Annotated in this window: 15 protein-coding genes; all 15 read left to right on the forward strand. The window is 68.8% G+C overall.

Annotated elements, in window-relative coordinates; translation table 11 throughout:
- Positions 1 to 65: 65 nt before the first annotated feature.
- Positions 66 to 8180 carry an ESPR-type extended signal peptide-containing protein gene (locus CR156_RS00150; protein WP_100551521.1) on the forward strand — a complete coding sequence of 2705 codons (8115 nt, stop codon included), beginning with the start codon at positions 66 to 68 and terminating at the stop codon, positions 8178 to 8180.
- A 161-nt stretch (positions 8181 to 8341) separates the two neighbouring features.
- Positions 8342 to 10228: a S8 family peptidase gene (locus CR156_RS00155; RefSeq protein ID WP_180166718.1), complete on the forward strand. Its 1887-nt coding sequence runs from the start codon at positions 8342 to 8344 to the stop codon at positions 10226 to 10228.
- Positions 10229 to 10363: 135 nt separating this feature from the next.
- Positions 10364 to 12085 (forward strand): type II secretion system ATPase GspE, encoded by a 1722-nt coding sequence (gspE, locus tag CR156_RS00160; protein ID WP_100462854.1) that lies wholly within the window; start codon positions 10364 to 10366, stop codon positions 12083 to 12085.
- Between the two features lie 24 nt (positions 12086 to 12109).
- A complete protein-coding gene (xpsF, locus tag CR156_RS00165; RefSeq protein ID WP_100551522.1) occupies positions 12110 to 13330 on the forward strand; it encodes a type II secretion system protein XpsF in 1221 nt (406 codons plus the stop codon).
- 49 nt (positions 13331 to 13379) lie between these two features.
- Positions 13380 to 13823 carry a type II secretion system major pseudopilin GspG gene (gspG, locus tag CR156_RS00170; protein WP_032951922.1) on the forward strand — a complete coding sequence of 148 codons (444 nt, stop codon included), beginning with the start codon at positions 13380 to 13382 and terminating at the stop codon, positions 13821 to 13823.
- A gap of 6 nt (positions 13824 to 13829) precedes the next feature.
- Positions 13830 to 14324: a type II secretion system protein XpsH gene (xpsH, locus tag CR156_RS00175; RefSeq protein WP_100551523.1), complete on the forward strand. Its 495-nt coding sequence runs from the start codon at positions 13830 to 13832 to the stop codon at positions 14322 to 14324.
- Entirely contained in the window at positions 14321 to 14740 is a 420-nt protein-coding gene (gene xpsI / locus CR156_RS00180) for a type II secretion system protein XpsI (RefSeq protein ID WP_100551524.1), read from the forward strand. The genes xpsH and xpsI overlap by 4 nt, the downstream gene beginning before the upstream one ends.
- Positions 14737 to 15369: a type II secretion system protein J gene (locus CR156_RS00185; protein WP_100462858.1), complete on the forward strand. Its 633-nt coding sequence runs from the start codon at positions 14737 to 14739 to the stop codon at positions 15367 to 15369. The genes xpsI and CR156_RS00185 overlap by 4 nt, the downstream gene beginning before the upstream one ends.
- Positions 15366 to 16229: a type II secretion system minor pseudopilin gene (locus CR156_RS00190; RefSeq protein ID WP_100551525.1), complete on the forward strand. Its 864-nt coding sequence runs from the start codon at positions 15366 to 15368 to the stop codon at positions 16227 to 16229. Before CR156_RS00185 ends, CR156_RS00190 begins: the two co-directional genes overlap by 4 nt.
- Positions 16226 to 17395 carry a PilN domain-containing protein gene (locus tag CR156_RS00195; protein ID WP_100551526.1) on the forward strand — a complete coding sequence of 390 codons (1170 nt, stop codon included), beginning with the start codon at positions 16226 to 16228 and terminating at the stop codon, positions 17393 to 17395. Before CR156_RS00190 ends, CR156_RS00195 begins: the two co-directional genes overlap by 4 nt.
- On the forward strand, positions 17370 to 18089 hold the full coding sequence (gene gspM, locus CR156_RS00200; protein ID WP_100551527.1) for a type II secretion system protein GspM: 720 nt from the start codon (positions 17370 to 17372) through the stop codon (positions 18087 to 18089). The genes CR156_RS00195 and gspM overlap by 26 nt, the downstream gene beginning before the upstream one ends.
- Positions 18079 to 18867 (forward strand): general secretion pathway protein GspN, encoded by a 789-nt coding sequence (locus CR156_RS00205; RefSeq protein WP_100551528.1) that lies wholly within the window; start codon positions 18079 to 18081, stop codon positions 18865 to 18867. Before gspM ends, CR156_RS00205 begins: the two co-directional genes overlap by 11 nt.
- A gap of 9 nt (positions 18868 to 18876) precedes the next feature.
- Positions 18877 to 21090: a type II secretion system secretin GspD gene (gene gspD / locus CR156_RS00210; RefSeq protein WP_100551529.1), complete on the forward strand. Its 2214-nt coding sequence runs from the start codon at positions 18877 to 18879 to the stop codon at positions 21088 to 21090.
- 577 nt (positions 21091 to 21667) lie between these two features.
- Positions 21668 to 22522 (forward strand): glycosyltransferase family 2 protein, encoded by an 855-nt coding sequence (locus CR156_RS00220; protein WP_100465672.1) that lies wholly within the window; start codon positions 21668 to 21670, stop codon positions 22520 to 22522.
- Positions 22519 to 23358: a glycosyltransferase family 2 protein gene (locus CR156_RS00225; protein WP_100551530.1), complete on the forward strand. Its 840-nt coding sequence runs from the start codon at positions 22519 to 22521 to the stop codon at positions 23356 to 23358. The genes CR156_RS00220 and CR156_RS00225 overlap by 4 nt, the downstream gene beginning before the upstream one ends.
- Positions 23359 to 23443: the final 85 nt, after the last annotated feature.

Raw genomic sequence — 23443 nt, forward strand, 5'->3', positions numbered from 1 at the left:
TGAACCACGAAGGTTCGGCGGTGGCGTTGCTTTGCCCAAAACCAGTCCAATCAGGAGCCGTACCGATGAATCGGATTTATCGCAAGGTCTGGAACAAAGCATTGGGTCAGTTGGTGGTGGCCTCGGAACTGGCCTCTTCCAGCTCATCAGGCGGGGTCGTCGACCAGCGCCGCAGTGCGACGGATGCCGCGCCGGCACGACTGGCCGCAGCGTTGGCCTTGGCAATGGGACTGGGAATGACCGGCATCGTTTCGGCGCAGTCGGTCGAGATTGGCGGCAGCGCGAACTGCGTGGTGCTCAACAGCAAAGTGGTGGACAAGTGCGCGGTCGATGGCACTGCCAGCGCCAAGGGCAGCAACGCGGTGGCGATCGGCGCGGGTACCAGCGCCACCGGTGCCAACAGCGTGGCGCTGGGCGCCGGTTCCAAGGCAGCTCGCGCCAACACCGTCTCTGTCGGTGATGCCGGCAAGGAACGGCAGGTGACCAACGTCGCCGCCGGTACCGCCGCCACCGATGCGGTGAACAAGGCGCAGCTGGATGCACAGGCACGCGCCACGCAGGCTGCGCTTGCGCAGGCGGCGGCCGAGGGCAGCCGCTATTTCAAGGCCGATGGCGCGGGTGACAACAGCGACGCGGCGAAGATCGAAGGCGAGGGCGCCATCGCGGTCGGCAGTGGCAGCCAGTCGCTGGCCAACGCCACCACTGCGGTCGGCACCCAGGCGATTGCTGCGGGCGTCGGGGCCAGTGCCTTCGGCCAGAACGCGCTCGCCTTCGGTGATGCCAGCGTGGTGGTCGGGCAGAGCGCGGCGGCATTCGGCCTGGGCGATACCGCCGTCGGTGCCCATGCCGTGGCCGCCAGCGAGAACGGCGCAGCCACCGCACTGGGTGCACTGTCCGAAGCCAGCGCCGATGGCGCCACGGCAGTGGGTGCAGGCGCAGTGGCCATGGGCCCGGGCAGCACCTCGCTGGGCCGCGGTGCAACTGCCGCCAACGAAGCCTCCATTGCCGTCGGTGCGTTCAGCACGGCGGCGGGCGAGTACAGCACCGCGCTGGGTTCCAACTCGGCCGCCGTGGCCACCGGCAGCGTGGCATTGGGCGCCGGCTCGCTGGCCGATCGCGTGGATACCGTTTCGGTGGGTGCGGTCGACTACGGCCTGACCCGGCAGATCACCAGTGTTGCCGCAGGTACCGAAGATACCGATGCGGTCAACGTCGGCCAGTTGAAGGGTGTGGCGGCAGTAGCCGATACCACCGCCAAGCGCTTCCAGGCCACCGGCAGCAGCAACAGCGATGCTGGCGCATTGGCCGAGGGAGATGACGCGCTCGCCGCTGGCGAAGCCGCCAATGCAATCGGCAACGGCACAACCGCCGTCGGTGCAGGTGCGACCGCTGTCGCGCAGAGCGCCACTGCAGTCGGCAACAACGCGCTGGCCTCGGGCCAGAACAGTGCGGCCTTCGGCAACAACGCGCAGGCAGTCGGTCCGGGCAGCGTCGCCGTCGGCGGTGCTGCGGTGGATGCTGATGGCAATCCGCTGATCACCAGTGGTGGCGTGCCGGTAGAGACCGGCGCCACCAGTGCCGGGGTCGGTGGTACCGCTGTCGGCGCCAGCGCCGATGCCGGCGGTTTCGCCGCCTCGGCGTACGGCGTGGGTGCCTACGCGGCAGGTGTGCAGTCGTCGGCGTTCGGCGCGGTCTCCAATGCCATCGGCGATTACTCAACGGCCGTCGGTACGCAGAGCAACGCTACCGGTACCAGCAGCGTGGCCATCGGTGGACCGGCCGATCTGATTCCGGGCCTGGGCTTCTTCGTGCAGACCCAGGCCAGTGGCGAAGCGGCCACGGCCGTCGGTGCCGGCGCGATTGCCAGCGGTGACCATGCCGTGGCCAACGGCAGCCTGACCGAGGCCTCCGGCACCGATTCGGTCGCAGTGGGCTACTTCGCCTACGCACCGGGCGAGAACGCCAGCGCACTGGGGGCGCAGACCTGGGCCAGTGGCGCGCAGAGCACCGCCGTCGGCTACTACGCCACTGCGCGGGGTGCCAACAGCGTTGCACTGGGTGCGAATTCCGAAGCGGTGCGCGCCAACAGCGTGGCCGTGGGCAGTGCCGGCAACGAGCGGCAGATCACCAGCGTGGCGGCCGGCAGCGAAGCCACCGATGCAGTGAACAAGGCACAGCTGGACGCCGTGGCCAGCACCGCCGACACCACCGCGCGCTTCTTCCAGGCGCAGCCGGAGAGCGGCAGCGATGCCGGTGCCTATGCAGAAGGCGAGGGTGCCGTAGCGGCGGGTTCGGCCAGCAACGCCATCGGTGCCGGCGCGCTGGCGCAGGGCGCAGGCGCTGCGGCCATCGGCGCCGACAGCGTGGCCCTGGGTCGCAATACCTTCGCCGACGGTGACGGTGCAGTGGCCGTGGGTGGCCTCGGCCAGGCGTACGACGAATACAACCAGCCCCTGCTGGATGACCAGGGCAATCCGGTGCAGATCGGCACCACCGCTTCGGCCGGTTCCACCGCCGTCGGCAATGCCGCGCAGGCGACCGGTGCCAGCAGCAGCGCCTTCGGCAATGCTGCACAGGCCACCGGCGACAACAGCTTCGCGGCAGGCGGCAAGTCGCGCGCTACCGGCAGCTATGCCGTCGCCATCGGTGACAGCGCCTTTGCCAAGTCCGACGACAGCACCGCCGTGGGTGGTTACAGCACCGCCAGCGAGGAGGGCGCCACCGCTTTTGGCGCCGGTGCCTGGGCCACCGGCCGCAATGCTTCGGCGTTCGGTCCGGCGGCATGGGCCAGCGCCAACGGTGCCACCTCCATCGGCTACAACAGCTGGGCCAACGGCATCAGTTCCACCGCTGTCGGCCGCGGCGCCTTCAGCTACGGCGACAACAGTGTTGCGCTGGGCTTCCAGGCGTTGGGCAACAGCATCAACAGCATCGCCATCGGCACCAACACGGTGGCTGGCGGTGAAAGTGCGATCGCCCTGGGCGCGGGCAGCGCGGCCAGTGGCAACAACGCGGTTGCGCTGGGTGCCGGTTCGGTGGCCAGCCGTGACCGCAGCGTGTCGGTGGGCAGCGCCGGCAACGAGCGGCAGATCACCAGTGTGGCGGCCGGTACCCAGGCCACCGATGCGGTGAACAAGTCGCAGCTCGACGCGGTTGCAGCCAGTGCGGCGACCACCGGCAAGTACTTCCAGGCCAGTGGCAGCGCCGACAGCGATGCCGGCGCCTACGTGGAAGGTGACAATGCGCTGGCCGCCGGTGAATCGGCCAACGCCATCGGCAACGGTGCAACCGCGCTGGGCAGTGGCGCCAATGCGCTGGCCAGCAATGCACAGGCCATCGGCTTCAATGCGCTGGCCACAGCAGCCAATGCCAGCGCCATCGGTGCCAACGCGCAGGCGACCGGCGAATACGCCACCGCGCACGGTGCCGAGAGCGAAGCCAGCGGCGAGCAGAGTGCGGCCTTCGGTGCGGCCTCGGTGGCCAGCGGCGCTGGCAGCACCGCCACCGGCGTGTTGTCCGAGGCCAGCGGCGAGGAAGCCGTGGCGGTGGGCTACTTCAGCAACGCCAGTGGTGAGGCGGCCACGGCGGTCGGCAGTGAAAGCGTGGCCAGCGGCACCGCTTCGGCCGCGTTCGGCATCGGCGCCGAAGCGACCGGCGGCTACAGCACGGCCATCGGTGGCTACGCCAACGCGTCGGCATTCAACGCCACCGCCTTCGGCAACTTCGCCAACGCCTCCGGCTCCAACAGCGTTGCGCTCGGCGGCGATTCGGAAGCATCCGGTGCCTACAGCACCGCCACCGGCCAGGGCAGCCTGGCTACCGGCACCAATGCCGTGGCCGTCGGTGGCTCGTTGTTCGGCCTGCTGGCGACCGAAGCATCCGGCGACTATTCCACCGCGGTCGGCGGCGGCGCCTATGCGCCGGGCACCAACAGCACCGCGCTGGGCAATGCGGCGGAATCGCGCGGTGCCAACAGCGTGGCGCTGGGTGCCGATTCGATTGCAGACCGCGACAACACCGTGTCGGTCGGAGGTGGCGGCAACACCCGCCAGATCACCAACGTGGCAGCGGGTACCCAGGGTACCGATGCAGTGAACAAGGACCAGCTGGACGCAGTGGCCGCCGAAGGGGCCAGGACCAGCAAGTACTTCCAGGCCAGTGGCAGCGCCGACAGCGATGCTGGTGCCTACGTGGAAGGCGACAGCGCGCTGGCTGCGGGTGAGGCCGCCAATGCGATCGGCACCGGCGCCACCGCGCTCGGCAGTGGCGCAACGGCGGTGGCCGCGAACGCCACGGCGGTGGGCTTCAACAGCCTGGCCAGCGGCGGCAACGCGGCCGCAGTGGGCAACAACGCGCAGGCGACCGGTGAAGACAGTGCCGCGCTCGGCAACGGCGCGGTGGCCAGCGGCATCAGCGCCACCGCCACGGGCACCGCTGCACAGGCCAGCGGCGTCTACAGCACCGCCAACGGTGCGGAGGCTGTCGCCAGCGGTGCGCAGTCGCTGGCCAGTGGTTTCCGCAGCGCGGCCTCGGCCGATGGCACCACCGCCATCGGTGGTTACAGCGAAGCCAGCGGCCGCCTTGGCACCGCGCTGGGCTACGGCTCGGCGGCGACCGGTGCCAACACCACGGCTGTCGGCTTCGGTGCAGCAGCGGCAGGCAGCGGCGCGGTCGCCGTCGGTCAATCCAGCGAAGCCAGCGGCGATGAGAGCGTGGCCATCGGTGGCAGCACCTTCTTCGGCCTGGTGCCGTCGCGTGCCAGTGGCTACGGCGCAGCGGCGTTCGGCGCCGGTGCCTGGGCCACCGACGACTACGCCACCGCCATCGGCTGGAACTCGTGGGCCGATGGCGCCGAGTCCACCGCGCTGGGTGCCAGCGCTACCGCCAACGGTGCCAACAGCGTGGCCCTGGGCGCAGGCTCCAAGGCCGACCGTGACAACACCGTGGCCGTCGGCAGTGCCGGCAGCGAACGCCAGGTGACCCACGTCGCCGCAGGCACCGAAGGCACCGATGCGGTGAACAAGAACCAGCTCGATGCCGTCGCTGCCACGGCGAACAAGACCAGCAAGTACTTCCAGGCCAGCGGCAGCGCCGACAGCGATGCCGGTGCCTACGTGGAAGGCGACAACGCACTGGCTGCCGGTGAAGCGGCCAATGCGGTCGGCAACGGCGCCACCGCGCTCGGCAGTGGTGCCACGGCCGTGGCCGCGAACGCGACCGCCGTGGGCTTCAACTCGTTGGCCACGGGCAGCAATGCGGCCGCGGTGGGCAGCAATGCACAGGCCACCGGCGCAGACAGTGCCGCACTCGGCAACGGCGCGGTAGCCAGTGGCATCAGCGCTACCGCCACCGGCACCGCTGCACAGGCCAGCGGCGTCTACAGCACGGCCAACGGTGCGGAGGCTGTCGCCAGCGGTGCGCAGTCGCTGGCCAGTGGTTTCCGCAGTGCGGCCTCGGCCGATGGCACCACCGCCATCGGTGGCTACAGCGAAGCCAGCGGCCGCCTCGGCACCGCGCTGGGCTACGGCTCGGCGGCGACCGGTGCCAACACCACGGCTGTCGGCTTCGGTGCAGCAGCGGCAGGCAGCGGCGCGGTCGCCGTGGGTCAATCCAGCGAAGCCAGTGGCGCAGAGAGTGTCGCCATCGGTGGCAGCACCTTCTTCGGTCTGATTCCGTCGCGTGCCAGCGGTACCGGTGCGGCCGCCTTCGGTGCCGGTGCCTGGGCCACCGACGACTACGCCACCGCAATTGGTTGGAATGCGTGGGCCGATGCGGCTGACAGCACCGCTCTGGGTGCCAGCGCTACGGCCAGCGCAGCCAACAGCGTCGCCCTCGGCGCAGGCTCGAAGGCGGACCGTGCCAACACGGTGGCCGTCGGCAGCGCAGGCAGCGAACGCCAGGTCACCCATGTTGCCGCTGGCACCGAGACCACCGATGCGGTGAACAAGGGCCAGCTGGATGCAGTGGCCAGTGTCGCCGACAAGACCAGCAAGCACTTCCAGGCCAGTGGCAGTGCCGACAGCGATGCCGGGGCGTACGTCGAAGGCGACAACGCGCTGGCCGCGGGTGAAGCGGCCAATGCGATCGGCAACGGCGCCAGTGCGCTCGGCAGCGGTGCCACCGCGGTTGCCGCCAACGCCACCGCAGTGGGCTTCAATGCGCTGGCCAGCGGCGCCAATGGCGCTGCGCTGGGCAATGCGGCACAGGCTACCGGCGTGGACAGCGTGGCGCTGGGCAGCGGTGCTGTCGCCAGCGAGCTCGGCGCCAGCGCCACCGGCGCCGGTGCGCAGGCCAAGGGTGCCTACAGCACCGCCAGCGGCGCGCAGTCCACCGCCAGCGGCACGCAGTCGCAGGCCAGTGGCTTCCGTGCCACCGCAACGGCCGACGGTACGTCGGCGCTGGGCAGCTACGCCGAGGCCAGCGGTCGCCTCGGTACGGCTGTCGGCTACAGCGCCAAGGCAACCGCCGCCGGTGCCACGGCGGTTGGCTTCGGTGCCACCGCAAGTGCCGCCAACAGCACGGCGCTGGGCGCGTCGGCAGTGGCCGATCGGGCCAACACGGTATCGGTGGGCAGTGCGGGCGCGGAGCGGCAGATCACCCGCGTTGCCGCCGGTACCCAGGCCACCGATGCAGTCAACCGCGCGCAGCTGGATGCGGTCGCTTCCACCGCAGACACCACCAGCCGCCACTTCCGCGCCAGCGGCAGTGGCACCGCAACCGCCAGCGGCACCGACGCTGTGGCCATCGGCTCGGCGGCCAACGCCGGCGGTGCACGCAGCAACGCACTGGGTGCCAATGCCTCGGCCATTGGTGGCGGCGCGCTTGCGCTGGGTGCCAACAGCGGCGTCACCGGGGCCAACTCGGTCGCCCTCGGCACCGGTGCGCGCGCCCTGGAAGCCAACGTGGTGTCGGTCGGTGGCGGCAACGGCACTGCCGGCCCTGCCACGCGCCGCATCGTCAACGTCGCCGATGGCCGCATCACCGCCGGCAGCAGCGATGCCGTGACCGGTTCACAGCTCAACGTCACCAACCAGCGCGTGGGCGCGGTGGAAACCCGGGTCGGTGATTTCGACTCGCGCATCGCCACCGTTGAAACCAGCGCGGCCAGTTCGGTCGGCTACGACGACGCCAGCCGTGACCGCCTGACCCTGGCCGGTATCCAGGGCACCACCATCGACAACGTCGGCGCCGGCAGCATCGCCTCCGGCAGCCGCCAGGCGATCAATGGTGGCCAGCTGTTCCAGTCGCTCAGCGATGCCGCCAGCTTCCTCGGCGGCGGTGCCAGCGTCGGCATGCAGGGGGTGTTCGTTGCGCCGAACTATGTGATCCAGGGTTCCACCTACAGCAACGTCGGCGACGCACTGGGCGCACTGGACCGCAAGGTCAGCGAGATCGATCGTCGCACCGCCAGCGGCACGCGTTCCGGCGCGGCCAGCCTGCGTTCGATGGCCGCTCCGCTGGACGCCGACGCGGCCAGCGCGGCCACGGCTTCGGCCACCGCCGATGCGAGCCTGGCGGATAGCGGATCGGCAACGGCCACCCGTGTGCAGGGCACCCCGACCGCAGCCAGCGCAGGCAGTGCACAGCCGGCACTGGTCGCAGGCGGTGGCATCAACGCCGTCGCGATGGGGGATGGCGCTGTCGCCAGTGGTGCATCGTCCACCGCGGTCGGCCAGGGCGCGAGTGCAACGGCAGCCAATGCGGTGGCGCTGGGCCAGGGCTCGGTTGCCGATCGCGCGAACACCGTCTCGGTCGGCAGCGAGGGCAACGAACGCCAGGTCACCAACGTGGCGGCCGGTACCACCGCAACCGATGCGGTCAACAAGGGCCAGCTGGACCGTGGCATCACCACCGCCAACGGCTACACCGACAGCCGCGTGCAGGCGGTTACCGACAGCTTCGATGTGTTCAAGGGCGAAGTGGATGGACGCCTGCGTCACATGGATCGCCGCATCGACCGTCAGGGCGCGATGAGCTCGGCGATGCTCAACATGGCCACCAGTGCCGCCGGCATCCGTACCCAGAACCGGGTCGGCGTCGGCATCGGTTTCCAGGGCGGCGAGTCGGCCATGTCGCTGGGCTACCAGCGTGCGATCAGCGATCGCGCCACGGTCACCATCGGTGGTGCCTTCAGCAGTGATGACAGCTCGGTCGGCGTTGGTGCCGGCTTCGGCTGGTAAGTGCGCAACAACGTGCCGGTGGGCAACCCCATCGGCACGTCGAGCAGTGAGCGCCAAAGGGGCGTGGCCGGCAACCCTGGTGGGCCAGCCAGGGCAGTCGCAGGGAGTGATGGCCGTAGTGAGCTCCGTCCGTGCAACGGGCGGAGAAGGAAAGCTCAACCATGACCTTGAAGAGGATTTCGAACGTGACCAAGAAGCAGACCCTTCGCATCAATGTGCTGGCTGCCGCCGTGCTGTCGTTGACTGTTGGCGTCGGTGCGGCGCATGCGGCCAAGCCGGGCGTGGCCAAGGAACCGGCACGCGTGGCCAGCACTGCCCAGCAGAGCGTGGACGGCATCATCGTGAAGTACCGCAACGGCACTGCTGCCGCCAGCGATCGTTCGACCAAGCTCTCGGTCGTGCAGTCGGCGTTGTCGCGTGCCATCGTCAGCAGCGGCACCACCAGCCGCGCCGCGGCACTGTCTCCGCTGGTGGAGCGCAAGCTCGGTGCCGGTGGCGACCTGATCCGCCTGAAGTCCAAGCTGGGTTCGGCCGACATGCAGAAGGTGCTGGCTGAACTGAATGCCGATCCGTCGGTGCAGTACGCGGTGGCCAACGTGCGCCTGCAGCGTTCGGACCTGCGTGCCACCAACGCGCAGCCGGCACTGGTGCCCAACGACCCCAACTACGCGCAGTACCAGTGGAACTTCTTCAATGCCACCGGTGGCGTGAACGCCCCGGCCGCATGGGATCTCTCGCAGGGCGAGGGCATCGTGGTCGCCGTGCTCGATACCGGCATCCTGCCGGGCGTGCCGGACTTCGGCAGCAACCTGCTGGAAGGCTACGATTTCATCAGTGACAAGGAATCCTCGCGCCGCCCGAACGACGGCCGCGCGCCCGGCGCCACCGACTACGGTGACTGGGTGGAAACGGCCAACGAGTGCTACACCGGCTCTGAACCGGAAGGCAGTTCCTGGCACGGCACGCACGTTGCCGGCACCATTGCCGAAGTGACCAACAATGGCAGCGCCCTGGCGGGCCTGGCCTACAAGGCCAAGGTGCTGCCGGTGCGCGTGCTGGGCAAGTGCGGTGGCACCCTGGCCGACATCAGTGACGCCATCACCTGGGCCTCCGGTGGCACCGTGCCGGGCATTCCGGCCAACACCAACCCGGCCGAGATCATCAACATGAGTCTGGGCGGTGGCGGCGCATGCGATGCCGCCTACCAGGACGCGATCAACGGCGCGGTGTCGCGCGGCACCCTGGTGGTGGTCGCGGCCGGCAACGAAACCGATAACGCATCCAAGTACCGTCCGGCCAGCTGCAACAACGTGGTGGCGGTGGGTGCGACCCGTGTCACCGGTGGCATCACCTATTACTCCAACTACGGCACCGCGGTCGACCTGTCGGCCCCGGGCGGTGGCGGCAGCGTCGACGGCAACCCGAACGGCTACATCTGGCAGGTCGGCTCCAGTTCGGAAACCACCCCGGACGCTGGTGAGTGGGTGCTGATGGGCAAGGGCGGCACGTCGATGTCCTCGCCGCATGTTGCCGCCGTGGCCGCGATGGTGCAGAGCGCGTTGATCGCCAAGGGCAAGGAGCCGCTGGCTCCGGCCGCACTGGAAACGCTGCTGAAGCAGAGCGCGCGCAAGTTCCCGGTGACCATCCCGGCGGCGACCCCGATCGGCACCGGCATCCTCGATGCCAAGGCCGCACTGGATGCCGCGCTGAAGGAGCCGTGCACCGAGAACTGCGAGCCGGAAGGCATTCCGCTGACCAACAAGGTGACCGTGGGTGGCTTGGCCGGTGCGGCCGCCAGCGAAACCGTCTACACCTTCGAAGCGGCGGCCGGCAAGACGCTGAGCGTGCTGACCTACGGCGGCAGCGGCAACGTGTCGGTGTATCTGGCGCAGGGCCGCGTGCCCACCGCGACCGACAACGATGCCAAGTCGACCCGCCCAGGCAATACCGAAACCGTGCGCGTAGCCAAGCCGGTGGCCGGTACCTACTACATCAAGGTGGTGGGTGAGGCCGCTTACAGCGGGGTGAGCATTCTGGCGACCCAGTAATAACCGACTGTCGTAAATGAATAAGCGAGGCCCGTCACCTGTGTGACGGGCTTCGTCTTTTTACGAAAGAAGAATCGGAGAGGGTGGAAACCACGGCTTAACTGCTAAAGTCGGGACGATCGACAGGAGAGTCACGTGAACGCGCTCGCTGCCACCGCCATCGACGACACTGAAGGCCGCATCCTCGATGCGCTGCTGGCACGTGGTCGGCTCAAGGAAGGAGATCTGGCGCGTGCGCGGCCACTGCATGCCGAGGCCGGTGGCAGCCTGCTCGGCCTGCTGGTCCGGCTTGGGCTGGTCTCCGAACGTGACCAGGCGCAGGCCAGCGCCGATGTGTTGGGCTTGCCGCTGCTGGAAGGACGGCAGCTGCCTGAATCGCCACCGCAGGCACTGGCCGAAGGCCTGCCGCTGTCGCTGCGCTTCCTCAAGCAGTTCCACGTATGCCCGCTGGCGCTGGATGAACACGGCGTGCAGCTGTGGCTGGCCGACGCCCACGATCCGTACCCGCAGCAGGCCGTGCAGCTGGCACTGGGCGTGCCGGTCACGCCGCTGCTGGGCATGCGCGCGGAGATCGATGACCTGGTCGAGCGCTGGTTCGGCCAGGGCCGCAGTGCGATGGGGGCGATCGTGGAAACCGCCGATGGCGAAGGCGGCGCAGTGGACGATATCGAGCACCTGCGCGATCTCGCCTCGGAAGCGCCGGTGATCCGCCTGGTCAACCTGGTGATCCAGCGCGCGGTCGAACTGCGCGCCTCTGACATCCACGTCGAGCCTTTCGAGAACCGGCTGAAAGTGCGTTACCGCGTCGATGGCGTGCTGGTCGAAGGCGAGAGCCCGCCGGCCAACCTGACCGCCGCGGTGATCAGCCGCATCAAGATCATGGCCCGGCTGAACATCGCCGAGCGCCGCCTGCCGCAGGACGGCCGCATCATGCTGCGCGTGCAGGGCAAAGAGCTGGACCTGCGTGTCAGCACGGTACCCACCGCGCACGGCGAAAGCGTGGTGATGCGCCTGCTCGATCGCGAGACGGTGGTGTTCGACTTCCACCGGCTGGGCTTCACCGATGCCTTCCTGCCGCAGTTCCGCAAGGTGCTTGAACAGCCGCACGGCATCCTGCTGGTGACCGGTCCCACCGGCTCGGGCAAGACCACCACGCTGTACACCGCGCTGAGCCAGCTCAACACCGCCGACGTCAAGATCATTACCGTTGAAGATCCGGTCGAATACCAGATCGAAGGCATCAACCAGATCCAGGCCAAGCCGCAGATCGGCCTGGACTTTGCCAATGCCCTGCGCAGCATCGTGCGCCAGGATCCGGACATCATCATGATCGGCGAAATGCGCGACCTGGAAACCGCGCGCATCGCGATCCAGTCGGCATTGACCGGCCACCTGGTGCTGTCCACGCTGCATACCAACAATGCGGCGGGCGGCATCACCCGCCTGCTCGACATGGGCGTGGAAGACTATCTGCTCACTTCCACCATCAACGGCATCCTGGCCCAGCGCCTGGTGCGCCGTCTGGAGCCGACCCACGCCGAGCGCTATGAAGCCTCGCCGGAAGAAATCGAGCGCTTCGACCTGCGTCGCCTGCAGCCGCAGGGAACGATCCACCTGTATCGGCCGAAGCCGTCGGCACTGGCGCCGACCGGCTACCTGGGGCGCACCACCATCATGGAATTCCTGGTGATGAACGACGCGCTGCGGCGTGCGGTGATGCGCCGCGATGGCATGGGCGAGATCGAACGCATCGCCCGTGAAGCCGGCATGCGCACCATGTACGAGGACGGCCTGAGCAAGGCCCTGAGCGGGCAGACGACCCTTGAGGAAGTCCTGCGCGTGACCGAGGAAGGCTGATGCGCGCGCAGGGACGACGCTGACATGCCGAACTATCGTTACAAGGCGCTGAATACGCACGGTGAAGTGTTCGACGGGCAGATGGAAGCGGCCAGCGAGGCCGAGCTGGTCGCGCGCCTGCAGGACCAGGGCCATCTGCCGATGGAAACGCAGCTGGCCGACGGCGGGGCGGTTGGCGGCAGCAGCCTGCGCGGCCTGTTCCGCCAGCGTCCGCTGCAGGGCGCGGCATTGCTGCAGTTCACCCAGCAGCTGGCGACGCTGCTCGGTGCCGGGCAGCCGCTGGACCGCGCGCTGTCGATCCTGCTCAGCCTGCCCGAAGACGAGCGCTCGCGCCGCGCGATCACCGACATCCGCGACGTGGTGCGCGGTGGCGCGCCGCTGTCGACTGCGCTGGAACGCCAGCACGGCCTGTTCTCGCGCCTGTACGTGAACATGGTGCGCGCCGGTGAAGCCGGTGGCAGCCTGCACGACACCCTGCAGCGCCTGGCCGATTATCTTGAACGCAGCCGTGCGCTGCAGGGCAAGGTGATCAACGCGCTGGTCTACCCGGCGATCCTGCTGGTGGTGGTGGGCGGTGCGCTGCTGTTCCTGCTGGGCTATGTGGTGCCGCAGTTCGCACAGATGTACGAAAGCCTGGACGTGGCGTTGCCATGGTTCACCAACCTGGTGCTGCAGCTGGGCCTGTTCGTACGCGACTGGTGGGTGCTGCTGCTGGTGGTGCCGGGCGTGCTGCTGTTGTTGTTCGAACGCAAGGCGCGGCAGCCCGCGTTCCGTCTGGCGCTGGATGGCTGGCTGCTGCAGCGCCGCGGCATCGGCCGCCTGCTGGGCGAACTGGAAACCGCGCGGCTGGCGCGCACCCTGGGGACACTGCTGCGCAACGGCGTGCCGCTGCTGGCGGCGCTGGGCATCGCCCGCAACGTGCTCGGCAACCGCGCGCTGGCAGCGGACCTGGAAACTGCCGCCGACGAGGTCAAGAACGGCACCGGCCTGTCGCTGGCACTGTCGCGCGGCAAGCGCTTTCCCCGGTTGGCGCTGCAGATGATCCAGGTCGGCGAGGAGTCCGGCGCACTCGATACCATGCTGCTGAAAGCTGCTGATACTTTCGAACAGGACAGCGCCCGCCGCATCGACCGCCTGCTGGCGGCGATGGTGCCGGCGATCACCCTGGTGCTGGCCTCGGTGGTCGGCGCGGTGATCGTGGCCGTGCTGGTGCCGTTGTACGACCTCACCAACGCCATCGGCTGACGATGGCCTCCTTCGCAACCCCGACATCCCGTACCTGAAAGGACCGACCATGATTGCTTCCCGTCGACCGATCCGCCTTTCCTTCACTGCCGCACGCCACCAGTCGGGCATGAGCCTGCTGGAGATCATCATCGTCATCGTGCTGATCGGCGCGGTGCTGACCCTGGTCGCCAGCCGCGTGCTCGGCGGCGCCGATCGCGGCAAGGCCAACATCGCCAAGGCGCAGGTGCAGACCGTTGCCTCCAAGGTCGACAACTACCAGATCGACACCGGCAAGCTGCCTGCCTCGCTCAACGACCTGGTGACCGCACCGGCCGGCGTCGGTGGCTGGCTGGGCCCGTATGCCAAGCCCGCCGACCTCAACGACCCGTGGGGCCACGCGCTGGAGTACCGCGCACCGGGCGAAGGCCAGGCGTATGAGCTGATCAGCCTGGGCAAGGACGGCAAGGCCGGCGGCAGCAGCGTCGACGCTGACATCCGCTACCAGCCGTAAGCACGCATGCTGCTTTTCCTGCCGCGCCGGTTGTCACGCCCGCGCCTGCACGGCAGGCGCGCAGCAGGCCTGTCGCTGCTGGAAATGCTGCTGGTGATCGCGTTGATCGCGGCCATCGGCCTGATCACCGCCGCTGGCATGTCGCGCGGCTTTGCTGGCATGCAGCTGCGCAGTGCCGGCAAGGACATCGCCAACCAGCTGCGCATGGTGCGCGCGCAGGCGATTGCCCGCGGTGAGCCGCAGCGCTTCGTGATCGAACCGGCACAGCATCGCTGGCAGGGCGCCAACCAGCGACACGGCGAAGTGCCGGCCAAGCTGAAGGTGCAGTTCGAAGGTGCCGCGCAGTTGGCCACCGCACCCGGTCAGGGCGTGATCGAATTCCATCCCGACGGTGGCTCCAGCGGCGGCCGCATCCGCCTGCAGCTGGAGAGCGCCGAGTGGCGTATCGATGTGGGCTGGTTGACCGGTGAAGTCCGTTCCGGACCGTGGCGGGCGCAATGAGGTCGCGCGCCCGTGGCTTCACCCTGCTTGAAGTGATCGTTGCCTTCGCACTGCTTGGGTTGGCACTGACGCTGTTGCTGGGCAGCCTGTCCGGTGGCGCGCGCCAGGTGCGTGATGCCGAGCTGCGCACGCGCGCGGTGCTGCACGCGCAGTCGTTGCTGGCTGCCGCTGGCGTGGAAACGCCACTGCAGGCCGGCAGCCAACAGGGCGAGTGGGAGCAGGGGCGATATCACTGGCAGCTGCAGGTGCAGCCCTGGGCCGAGCCGCGCAGTGGTGCGCTGCCCGCTGCGCAGTCGCCGGGTACGCCTTGGCTGGCGGAACTGCAGCTGCAGGTGCGCTGGGGCGACGGCGAGCGCGAGCAGTTGCGCTGGCGCAGCCTGCGCCTGTTGCCGCCTGCGCTGGAGAATGCGCGATGAGGCGCCGCGCGCGGGGCTTCACCCTGATCGAAGTCATGCTGGCCACCGTGCTTCTAGCTGGCGGCCTGGCGTTGGCGTTCGCCAGCGTGCGCTCGGCGATGGCGATCAGCCAGCGCGGTGAGCAGATTGCCGCGCAGAGCGAACGCATGCGCGCAGTGCAGGCCCTGCTGCGGCGCCAGCTCGCCAGCGCCCTGCGCAGCCCGCTGGAAGTGCCCGATCCCACCCGCGAACCGGTGTTCTTCCAGGGCGATGATCGGGGCATGCAGTTCGTAGCCGATCTGCCGGGCTATCTCGGTCGCGGCGGCCCGTACCTGCATGCGCTGCAGGTGGATGGCGCAGCCGGCCACCGCCGCTTGCTGCTGGAGCTGGTGCTGCTGCAGGAAGGCGAGCGCATCGAAGAGAGCCCGCCGCGCCCGCCCGAAGTGCTGGCGGAGGACTTGAAGGATGTACGGCTGCGCTATCGCGGTGTCGACGCCAGCAACGGGCAGATGACCGAATGGTTGCCACGTTGGGATGACACCCGGCGCCTGCCGCTGCTGGTGGAAGTGCAGATCGTGCCAAGCAGGGGCACGCCGTGGCCGCCGCTGGTGGTGGCACTGCGCGCCGGCGGCAGCGGAGGCGCGCGATGAAGCGTCCACGTGGTGCCGCGCTGGTACTGGTGCTGTGGCTGATCGCGCTGATGACCGCGCTGGTCGGCGCTTTTGCGCTCAGCGCACGGGTCGAGCACCTGCAGCAGCGGGTGCTCGGTGATGATGCACGCGGCCAGGAGCGCGCGCGCGCGGGCCTGGAATACGCACTGCTGCGGCTGCAGCCAGACCCGCAGCGTCCGCCGTGGCAGGCCGACGGCCGGGCCTATCGTTGGCAGTTCGACGACGCCCGCATCGAGATCCGGGTGCTGGACGAGAACGGCAAGATCAACCTCAACCTGGCGGATGCGGCCCTGCTGTCCGCATTCATGCAGGCACTGGGCGAGCCGGCTGAAACCGCCAGGCAGTTGGCCGGTGCGATCATCGACTGGCGCGACGAAGACAGTCTGCTGCAGCCCGGTGGCGGTGCCGAGGCGCCCGAGTACGCCGCCGCAGGCCTGCCCTACGGCCCGCGCAACAAGCGCTTTGAAACCCTGGGCGAACTGCAGCGGGTGCTGGGAATGCGCGGGTCGCTGTACGCCGCGATGCTGCCGCACCTGACGCTCTACAGCCGGCAGGCGCGCCCGGATCCACGCTTCGCCGGTGGCCCGGTGTTGACGGCAATGGGCCTGGATGCGGAACAACTGCTGGCGCAACGCGCCCAGCAGGAGCGTGACGGAGATAACGCTGCGGGTGCATCGGCGCTTGCCAGCAGCAGTGGCACCTATAGTATCGAGTCCCGCGCCACTGACGGCAGCGGACGCCTGTCGGTGCTGCAGGCGGTGGTGCGCAACGGATCGGGCGGGGTGCCCGGCCGGACCTACACAGTGCTTCGCTGGGAGCAGGGAATGGCAGCAAGATGACGGCTTGGCAGGACAGTCTGCGGCAGGTGCAGGGCCAGATCGGCCCCGGTGCCGGCCGTTTCCTGCGCTGGTGGCGGCAGTCGTTGCTGGCCTGGGTGCCGATGCGCTGGCAATGGGCGCTGGGCTGGTCGCAGACCCGCCTGCTGCTGCAGTGCGAAGACGGGCAGCTGCAGGTCTGGCGCGAAACCGGTGACGGCCTCGAGCCCGTGGCCCGTCTTCCGTGGCCGCTGCAACCGGCGGACCTGGACCGCGTGCTGGAGCCGCGCCTGCGCAGCCTGCCACGGGTGTGGCTGCTGCCCGCCGGGCAGGTCCTGCGGCGCACGCTGCGTCTGCCCGCCGCGGCCGGTGACCGCCTGCGTGCGGTGGTCGGCTACGAGATCGACCGGCAGACACCGTTCGAAGCCAGCCAGGTCAGCTATGACATCCGTGAACTGGGCAGTGCCGGCGAAGGCCTGCTGCAGGTAGAGCTGGTGGCCTGGCCGCTGCGTCAGCTCGATGACTGGCGCGCGCAGATCGGCGAGTGGGCAGATGCGTTGGCCGGTGTCGATGCGATAGATACACAGGGCCGCGCCCTGCAGGTCAATCTGCTGCCGCCCGCGCAGCGTCAACAGCGGCCGGACCCGATGCGGCGCTGGAACCTGCTGCTTGCCGCAGCGGCCCTGGTGATGCTGGTGCTGGCGGCGATGCAGCTGCTGGACAATCGCCGCGCTGCTGTCGATGCGCTGCGCGAAGACGTCGAGCGCAGCGCCCGCAGCGCGCGTGGCGTCGCCAGCGAACGCAGCCAGCTGCAGGCGCTGCTGGATGGAGCGACGTTCCTGGAAACACAACGCAACCAGCGCGCCAGTACCGTCGAAGTGTGGAATGAGCTGACCCGGCGCCTGCCCGATGGCACCTACCTGGAAAAACTGGCAATCGAGAACAACAGCCTGCAGCTGATCGGCCTCAGCAGCGAAGCATCGCAGCTGGTTCCGCTGCTGCAGGACGCGCCGCAATGGCGCAAGGTGAACCTCACCGGCGTGCTGCAGGCCGATGGTGCCGCCAGTGGCCGCGACCGCTTCACCCTGACCGCCGAGCTGCAGCCATTGCCTTCGGCGGCACCTGCGCCCGCAGCCGCCCCGACTGAAACCACGGAGGCGGCCCATGCCGATGCCAAGCGCACGCCGTGACCGCTGGTTGGCACTGGCACTGCTGTTGGCAGTGCTGGGCCTGGCCTACCTGCTGCTGGTGCACCCGTGGTTCACCCAGCCATTGCTCGCGATCGACGCCGATGCCGCTGCCCTGCGCGAACGCCAGCAGCGCGTACAGGCGCAGCTGCAGCAGCAGCCGCAGATCGAACAGCGGCTGCGCGCGACCCGCGACGCCCTGCAGCAGCGCCCGGGGTTCCTGCAGGAAGCCACCGCCGAGGCCGCTGCGGCCGCGCTCGGCGCACGCCTGCAGGATGCGGTGGCGATGGCCAGCCCGGGCAACCGCAGCTGCACCATCAGCAACCGCACGCCATTGAGCGACAACCGTCGCGATGCTGCGTTCGTCCGTGTGGCCATGCAGGTGCGCCTGCGCTGTGGCGTGGCCGAACTGGCCACCGTGCTGCACAGCCTGGAGACCGGCAGCCCGCGCCTGTTCGTGGACAACCTCAACCTGATCGCACAGCGCTTCCAGCAATCGCCGAACGAATCCGGCCTCGGTCTCGATGTGTCCTTCGAGCTGGCCGGCTACCTGTTGCCAGGTGCGGCTGCCGATCCCGCCACAGCGCCCGTGGCCACGCCACCTGCAGCGGCGCCGGTGGTGTCGCCGCCGGCACCTGTACCGGCACCGGCGGATCAGCCTGCTGCCGATGCGCAGGAGGTGGCCGATGAAGCTTGAACAGATCAACCTGCGCACCGGGCTGTTGCTGGCGGTGGCCGGATGGGCCGCTGCGACCTGGCTGGCCACCGGCTTCGGCCTTGGCAGCCAGCTGCCCACGGTCAGCACGGAGGGCGATGCCCAGGCCGCGCTGCCGGCGTTGCCCGTGCTGGCGCCCGAACGCATGGCCGGCGCAGACAGCTACAGCGTGATCAGCGAACGGCCCCTGTTCGCCGAAGACCGCAAGCCGCGCCCGTATCTGCTGGGGGGCAGCGAAGCCGCCGCCAGCCCCGCGCTGCGCCTGACCGGCGTGCTGCTCACCCGCGATTTCAGCATGGCCACCTTCACCACCGAGCAGGGCCGCTCGCTGCGCCTGCGCCTCAATGGCGATGCAGTCGATGGCTGGCAACTGGTCGCCTTGGAACCACGCCAGGCCACGGTGATCGGCTCCAGTGGCAGCCAGGTGCTGGAGCTGGCCGTGTTCAATGGCCAGGGCGGTGAAGCGCCGACGGTCCTGCGCGGGGCCAATGGCGCACCGCCTGTGCCCGGCGCGGTGGTTCCGCCGCCGCCGCCACAGCCGGCGCCCAGCCAGACCCAGCCCAACCCACGTGCCACCGATGGCAACGTGGCTCCCGCGTCGCCTGCACCGGCCGCGGCCGCCGCGCCACCTGCCAACACCAACGGTCCCAGCGAAGCGCAGATGCAGGCCATCCGCGAACGCATCCAGGCCCGCCGCCGTCAGCTGCAGCAACAGCAGCAACAACCGTCGCCGCCCCCGGGCGATGGCACCAACCGATAGAGTGAATGCATGAATCTGCGTTTTCTTCCCTGGTCCCTTGCCCTGACACTGCTGGTCGGCTGCAGCACCGTGTCCGCCCCGCATGTGCAACGCAACGGCAACCTGCAGCCATCGGCCAGCGCCGGTCAGGCCGCCACCGATGCGCAGACCGAAGCGGCCGATCAAGCCCAGGGGACGCCGCAGGCGGTGATCCGCCGTGGCACCGGCACCATGATCAACCGCGAGGCCGCGCGCAAGCCGTCGCCCGCGTTGCATGCGGCCAGCTCCGGCGAAGCCACCTTCAACTTCGAGGGCGAGTCGGTGCACGCGGTGGTCAAGGCCATCCTCGGTGACATGCTCGGCCAGAACTACGTGATTGCCCCGGGGGTGCAGGGCACAGTGACCCTGGCCACGCCCAAGCCGGTATCGCCGGCACAGGCACTGAACCTGCTGGAGATGGTGCTGGGCTGGAACAACGCCCGCATGGTCTACAGCGGTGGCCGCTACAACATCGTCGCCGCCGACCAGGCACTGGCCGGGACCGTGGCGCCGAGCACTGCGCCCGCCTCCAGTGCACGCGGCTTTGAAGTGCGCGTGGTGCCGCTGCAGTTCATCTCCGCCACCGAGATGAAGAAGGTGCTGGAGCCCTATGCGCGGCCCAATGCCATCGTCAACGTCGACAGCGGCCGCAACGTGATCACCCTGGGCGGCACCCGTGCCGAACTCGAGAACTACCTGCACACCGTCGAGATCTTCGACGTCGACTGGCTCTCGGGCATGTCGGTGGGCGTGTTCCCGATCCAGTCCGGCAAGGCCGAGCAGGTCGCGGCCGATCTGGAAAAGGTATTCGGCGAGGAGAGCAAGACGCCCAGCGCCGGCATGTTCCGTTTTCTGCCGCTGGAAAACGCCAACGCCGTGCTGGTGATCACCCCGCAGGTGCGCTACCTGGACCAGATCCAGCAGTGGCTGGACCGCATCGATACCGCCGGTGGCAGCGCGCGCCTGTTCTCGCATGAACTGCGTTACATCAAGGCACGCGATCTGGCTGAACGCCTCAGCGAAGCCTTTGCCAGCAGCGGCAACCGTAGCGGCGCCGGCCCGGCATCGCTGGCACCGGGCGCCATTCCGTCGCAGCTGGGCAGTGATGGCGACCGCGGCATGGACGCCAACAACGGCAGCAGCTTCAACAACACGGTGGGTGGCAGCAGCGGCAGCAGTGGCGGCGGCAGCTCCGGTTCCCTGAACCTGCCGCAGCGCCAGTCGGGCAACGTCAGCATCAGCCTGGAAGTGGAGGGCGATCGTGTCGGCGTGTCGGCGGTGGAAGAGACGAACACGTTGCTGGTGCGTTCGACGCCGCAGGCCTGGCGCTCGATCCGCGAGGTGATCGAAAAGCTGGACGTGATGCCGCTGCAGGTGCACATCGAAGCGCAGGTGGCCGAGGTCGGGCTGACCGGCGACCTGAAGTACGGCGTGAACTGGTACTTCGACAACGCCGTGGCAGGGCGCGCGCTGACTGGAGCATTGGCTGGGCTGTCCCTGCCGGCGGCGGCCGGCGGATCCTGGAACACCTTCGCCGGTGCGGTGACCGGCACCGATGGCGCCGGTTGGGCATTTACCGGGCACAACGGTGCGGCCGTGGTCAGCGCACTGGACAAGGTCACCGACGTGCGCCTGCTGCAGACACCCTCGGTGTTCGTGCGCAACAACGCCGAAGCCACGCTCAACGTGGGCGACAAGGTGCCGATCAACACCACCACGGTCAACACCGGCATCGGCACCAGCAGCTACAGCTCGGTGCAGTACATCGACACCGGCGTGATCCTGAAGGTGCGCCCGCGCGTAACCCGCGACGGCACGGTGTTCCTGGACATCGTGCAGGAGATCAGCAGCGCCTCCGACGTACCGGAGAACTGCAATCCGCAGGAGCGCAACTGCAATCCGCGCATCTCCACCAAGAAGCTGGCTACTGAGGCGGCGGTGCAGAGCGGGGACACCATCATGCTGGCTGGCCTGATCACCGATTCGGCCACTGATGGCAGCAGCGGCATTCCCGGCCTCAGCCGGATTCCGGTGTTGGGTGCGCTGTTCGGCCAGAAGAGCCGCACCAGCCGTCGTTCGGAAGTGATCGTGCTGCTGACCCCGACCATCGTCCGCAACGGCCAGGAAGCACGCACCCTGACCGACGAATACAGCCAGCGCTTCCGCGCGATGGAGCCGCTGAACCAGCCGGGCTCAAAGAAGTAGGTGGGTTCGGCCGGGCTGCGCCCGGCACCCGCCGAAGCCGAAGCCGAAGCAACGGCAGCAGCAACAGCAACAGCAACAGCGGGTTTACTGGGGGAGGGCGGGGCACTGTGGGTTTGCGGGGACGCCGTAAATACGTCCATGTAGGCTTGGTCGCCGCATCCATGCGGCTCACACCCCGCAAACCCACAGTGCCCCACCTTCGACAGTTGGCCGGTGGCCAGTAGATCCACGCCATGCGTGGATGAATCTCTTTCAGATATCGAATGAAATTCTGGGGTCAGATCCATTTTCCTGTGGAAAACGGATCTGATCCCAAGAGTCGTTCCGACGGTTCGCGGAAAACTGTCGAAGGCGGGGTGGGTCCGGTTGCGGGGGTGTCCGCGGCATGGATGCCGCGGCCAAGCCCCCAGGGACGGGTTTACGGCGTCCCCCGCAACCGGACCCATCCCGCCATCCCACGGAATTCCCGCGGTTGCTGTTGCTTCGGCTTCGGCTTCGGCTTCGGCGGGTGCCGGGTGCAACCCGGCCGACACCCACCCGATGCTACGCTGTGGCCACCGACAACCACGGAGGCGGGATGGGGGCGATCGTGTTGTTGCCGCTCGGCGTGGACGACGCGGTGCTTGACCGCTGCCTGGCCGCGCTCGATGCCGGTACCGCAGCGGGGACATCGATCTGGCTGGGCGATGACGCGCAAGCCGGGCCACGTGCACAAGCGGTGGTCGAACACTGGCTGGCACATACGCCGCTGCAGGCCGAATACACCCGCCGCGCCAGACCCCTCGGCGAGGTCGCCCATCTGGACGAAATGCTGCGTGCCTGCGACGGCCTGGACGTCGCGGTGCTGGCCCCGGACAGCGTGCCTGCACCGGGATGGCTGCAGCAGTTGCAGGCCACCTTCGCTCGTGACGCCGCCATCGCCACCGCCACGCCGTGGTGCAATGTGGGCGAAACCGCTGCCTGGCCGCGGCTGGGTGAACTCAACCCCGAACCGAGCGACCCGGCGCTGTTGGCCCACGTCTGCGCGGCGCTGCCGACCCTGCATCCTGAACTCCCCTCGGCAGTCACTCATGCGGTGCTGGTGCGCGCCAATGCGCGGCGGCGCGCCGGTGGCCTGGATGCAGAAAGCTACCTGGGCTGGAACGCGGCGCTGGTCGATCTGAGCCTGCGCATGGCCGGCCTCGGCTGGCGCAACGTGTTGTGCGAAAACGCCTTCGTCAGCCGTGCCAGTGAAGCGCCCAGCCGCGACGGCGATCTGGAGGCATTGGCCGCGCGCTGGCCGGGCTGGGTACCGCGGCTGGCTGACTTCCTGATGCATGATCCGCTGCACGCGCTGCGCCAGGACCTGCAGCACAACCTGCAGCAGGCGATAATGCCGCGCGGGCAGGGCGACCTGTTCGTCCCGCCATCACCGCTGGAGCCGCCTGTTTGAATTCCGCCATTGCCGCCATCGTCGTCACCTACCAGAGCGGCAGCACCATCGATGCCTGCCTGTCGCGACTGCGCCAGGCGCAGGACGTGGCCGAGATCCGGGTGATCGACAACGGTTCGCTGGATGACACCCTGGAAGTCATACAGCGCCACGCCAGCCACGATCCGCGCGTGCGTTTCATTGCCAACCCGGACAATCCCGGTTTCGCCGCAGCCAACAACCAGGGCGCTGCTGATTCACGCAGCCCGTGGCTGGCCTTCATCAATCCCGACCTGATGGTCGAAATCGATACCCTCGCCGCACTGCGTGACCGCGCCGGTGCGGTGGGCGACAGTCTGCTGGGTGTGGAGCAGGTGGACGAGCACGGCCAGGCCGATGACGCGGTAAGGCGTCGTGATCCGGACTTCCTCGCCATGCTGCGCTCGCCCGGGCGCGGCGCGCGGTTGGCCATTGCCGGCGACCCGGTGCAGCCGTTGCAGCAGGTACCGGCGTTGTCCGGTGCGCTGCTGCTGATGCCGCGCGCCTTGTTTGATCGCATCGGCGGCTGGGATGCCGGTTACCGGCTGCATGCCGAAGACCTGGACCTGTGCCGCCGCGTGCGTGATGCCGGTGGCGTGGTCGCCATCGCCAACGACCTGAAGGTGACCCATGTGCGCGGGGTGTCCAGCCGTTCGCGGCCGTTCTTCGTGGAATGGCACAAGCATCGCGGGCTGTGGCGCTACTTCAGCAAGTTCGAAGGGCCGCAGCGGTCGTTGCCGGTGCGGGTGGCAGTGTGGGGCGCGATCTGGGCCCACGCGCTGGTGCAGGTACCGAGGCTGCTGCGCAGGTCGCTGTAACCCGCTGCGTCAGGATCATCCACGCATGGCGTGGATCTACTGCAGAGCCACGCCGTGCGATAGGGCTCCACCTCCCCGCGGACCC

The sequence above is a fragment of the Stenotrophomonas lactitubi genome (assembly GCF_002803515.1).
Classification (GTDB): domain Bacteria; phylum Pseudomonadota; class Gammaproteobacteria; order Xanthomonadales; family Xanthomonadaceae; genus Stenotrophomonas; species Stenotrophomonas lactitubi.

Excerpts from the sequence above, each read along its gene's own strand:
- CR156_RS00220 (WP_100465672.1), top strand. The coding sequence starts at position 21,668 with ATGGGGGCGATCGTGTTGTTGCCGCTCGGCGTGGACGACGCGGTGCTT.
- CR156_RS00150 (WP_100551521.1), top strand. The coding sequence starts at position 66 with ATGAATCGGATTTATCGCAAGGTCTGGAACAAAGCATTGGGTCAGTTG.
- xpsF (WP_100551522.1), top strand. The coding sequence starts at position 12,110 with ATGCCGAACTATCGTTACAAGGCGCTGAATACGCACGGTGAAGTGTTC.
- CR156_RS00190 (WP_100551525.1), top strand. The coding sequence starts at position 15,366 with ATGAAGCGTCCACGTGGTGCCGCGCTGGTACTGGTGCTGTGGCTGATC.
- CR156_RS00205 (WP_100551528.1), top strand. The coding sequence starts at position 18,079 with ATGAAGCTTGAACAGATCAACCTGCGCACCGGGCTGTTGCTGGCGGTG.
- gspD (WP_100551529.1), top strand. The coding sequence starts at position 18,877 with ATGAATCTGCGTTTTCTTCCCTGGTCCCTTGCCCTGACACTGCTGGTC.
- xpsH (WP_100551523.1), top strand. The coding sequence starts at position 13,830 with ATGCTGCTTTTCCTGCCGCGCCGGTTGTCACGCCCGCGCCTGCACGGC.
- CR156_RS00185 (WP_100462858.1), top strand. The coding sequence starts at position 14,737 with ATGAGGCGCCGCGCGCGGGGCTTCACCCTGATCGAAGTCATGCTGGCC.
- gspG (WP_032951922.1), top strand. The coding sequence starts at position 13,380 with ATGATTGCTTCCCGTCGACCGATCCGCCTTTCCTTCACTGCCGCACGC.
- xpsI (WP_100551524.1), top strand. The coding sequence starts at position 14,321 with ATGAGGTCGCGCGCCCGTGGCTTCACCCTGCTTGAAGTGATCGTTGCC.
- CR156_RS00155 (WP_180166718.1), top strand. The coding sequence starts at position 8,342 with ATGACCTTGAAGAGGATTTCGAACGTGACCAAGAAGCAGACCCTTCGC.
- CR156_RS00195 (WP_100551526.1), top strand. The coding sequence starts at position 16,226 with ATGACGGCTTGGCAGGACAGTCTGCGGCAGGTGCAGGGCCAGATCGGC.
- gspM (WP_100551527.1), top strand. The coding sequence starts at position 17,370 with ATGCCGATGCCAAGCGCACGCCGTGACCGCTGGTTGGCACTGGCACTG.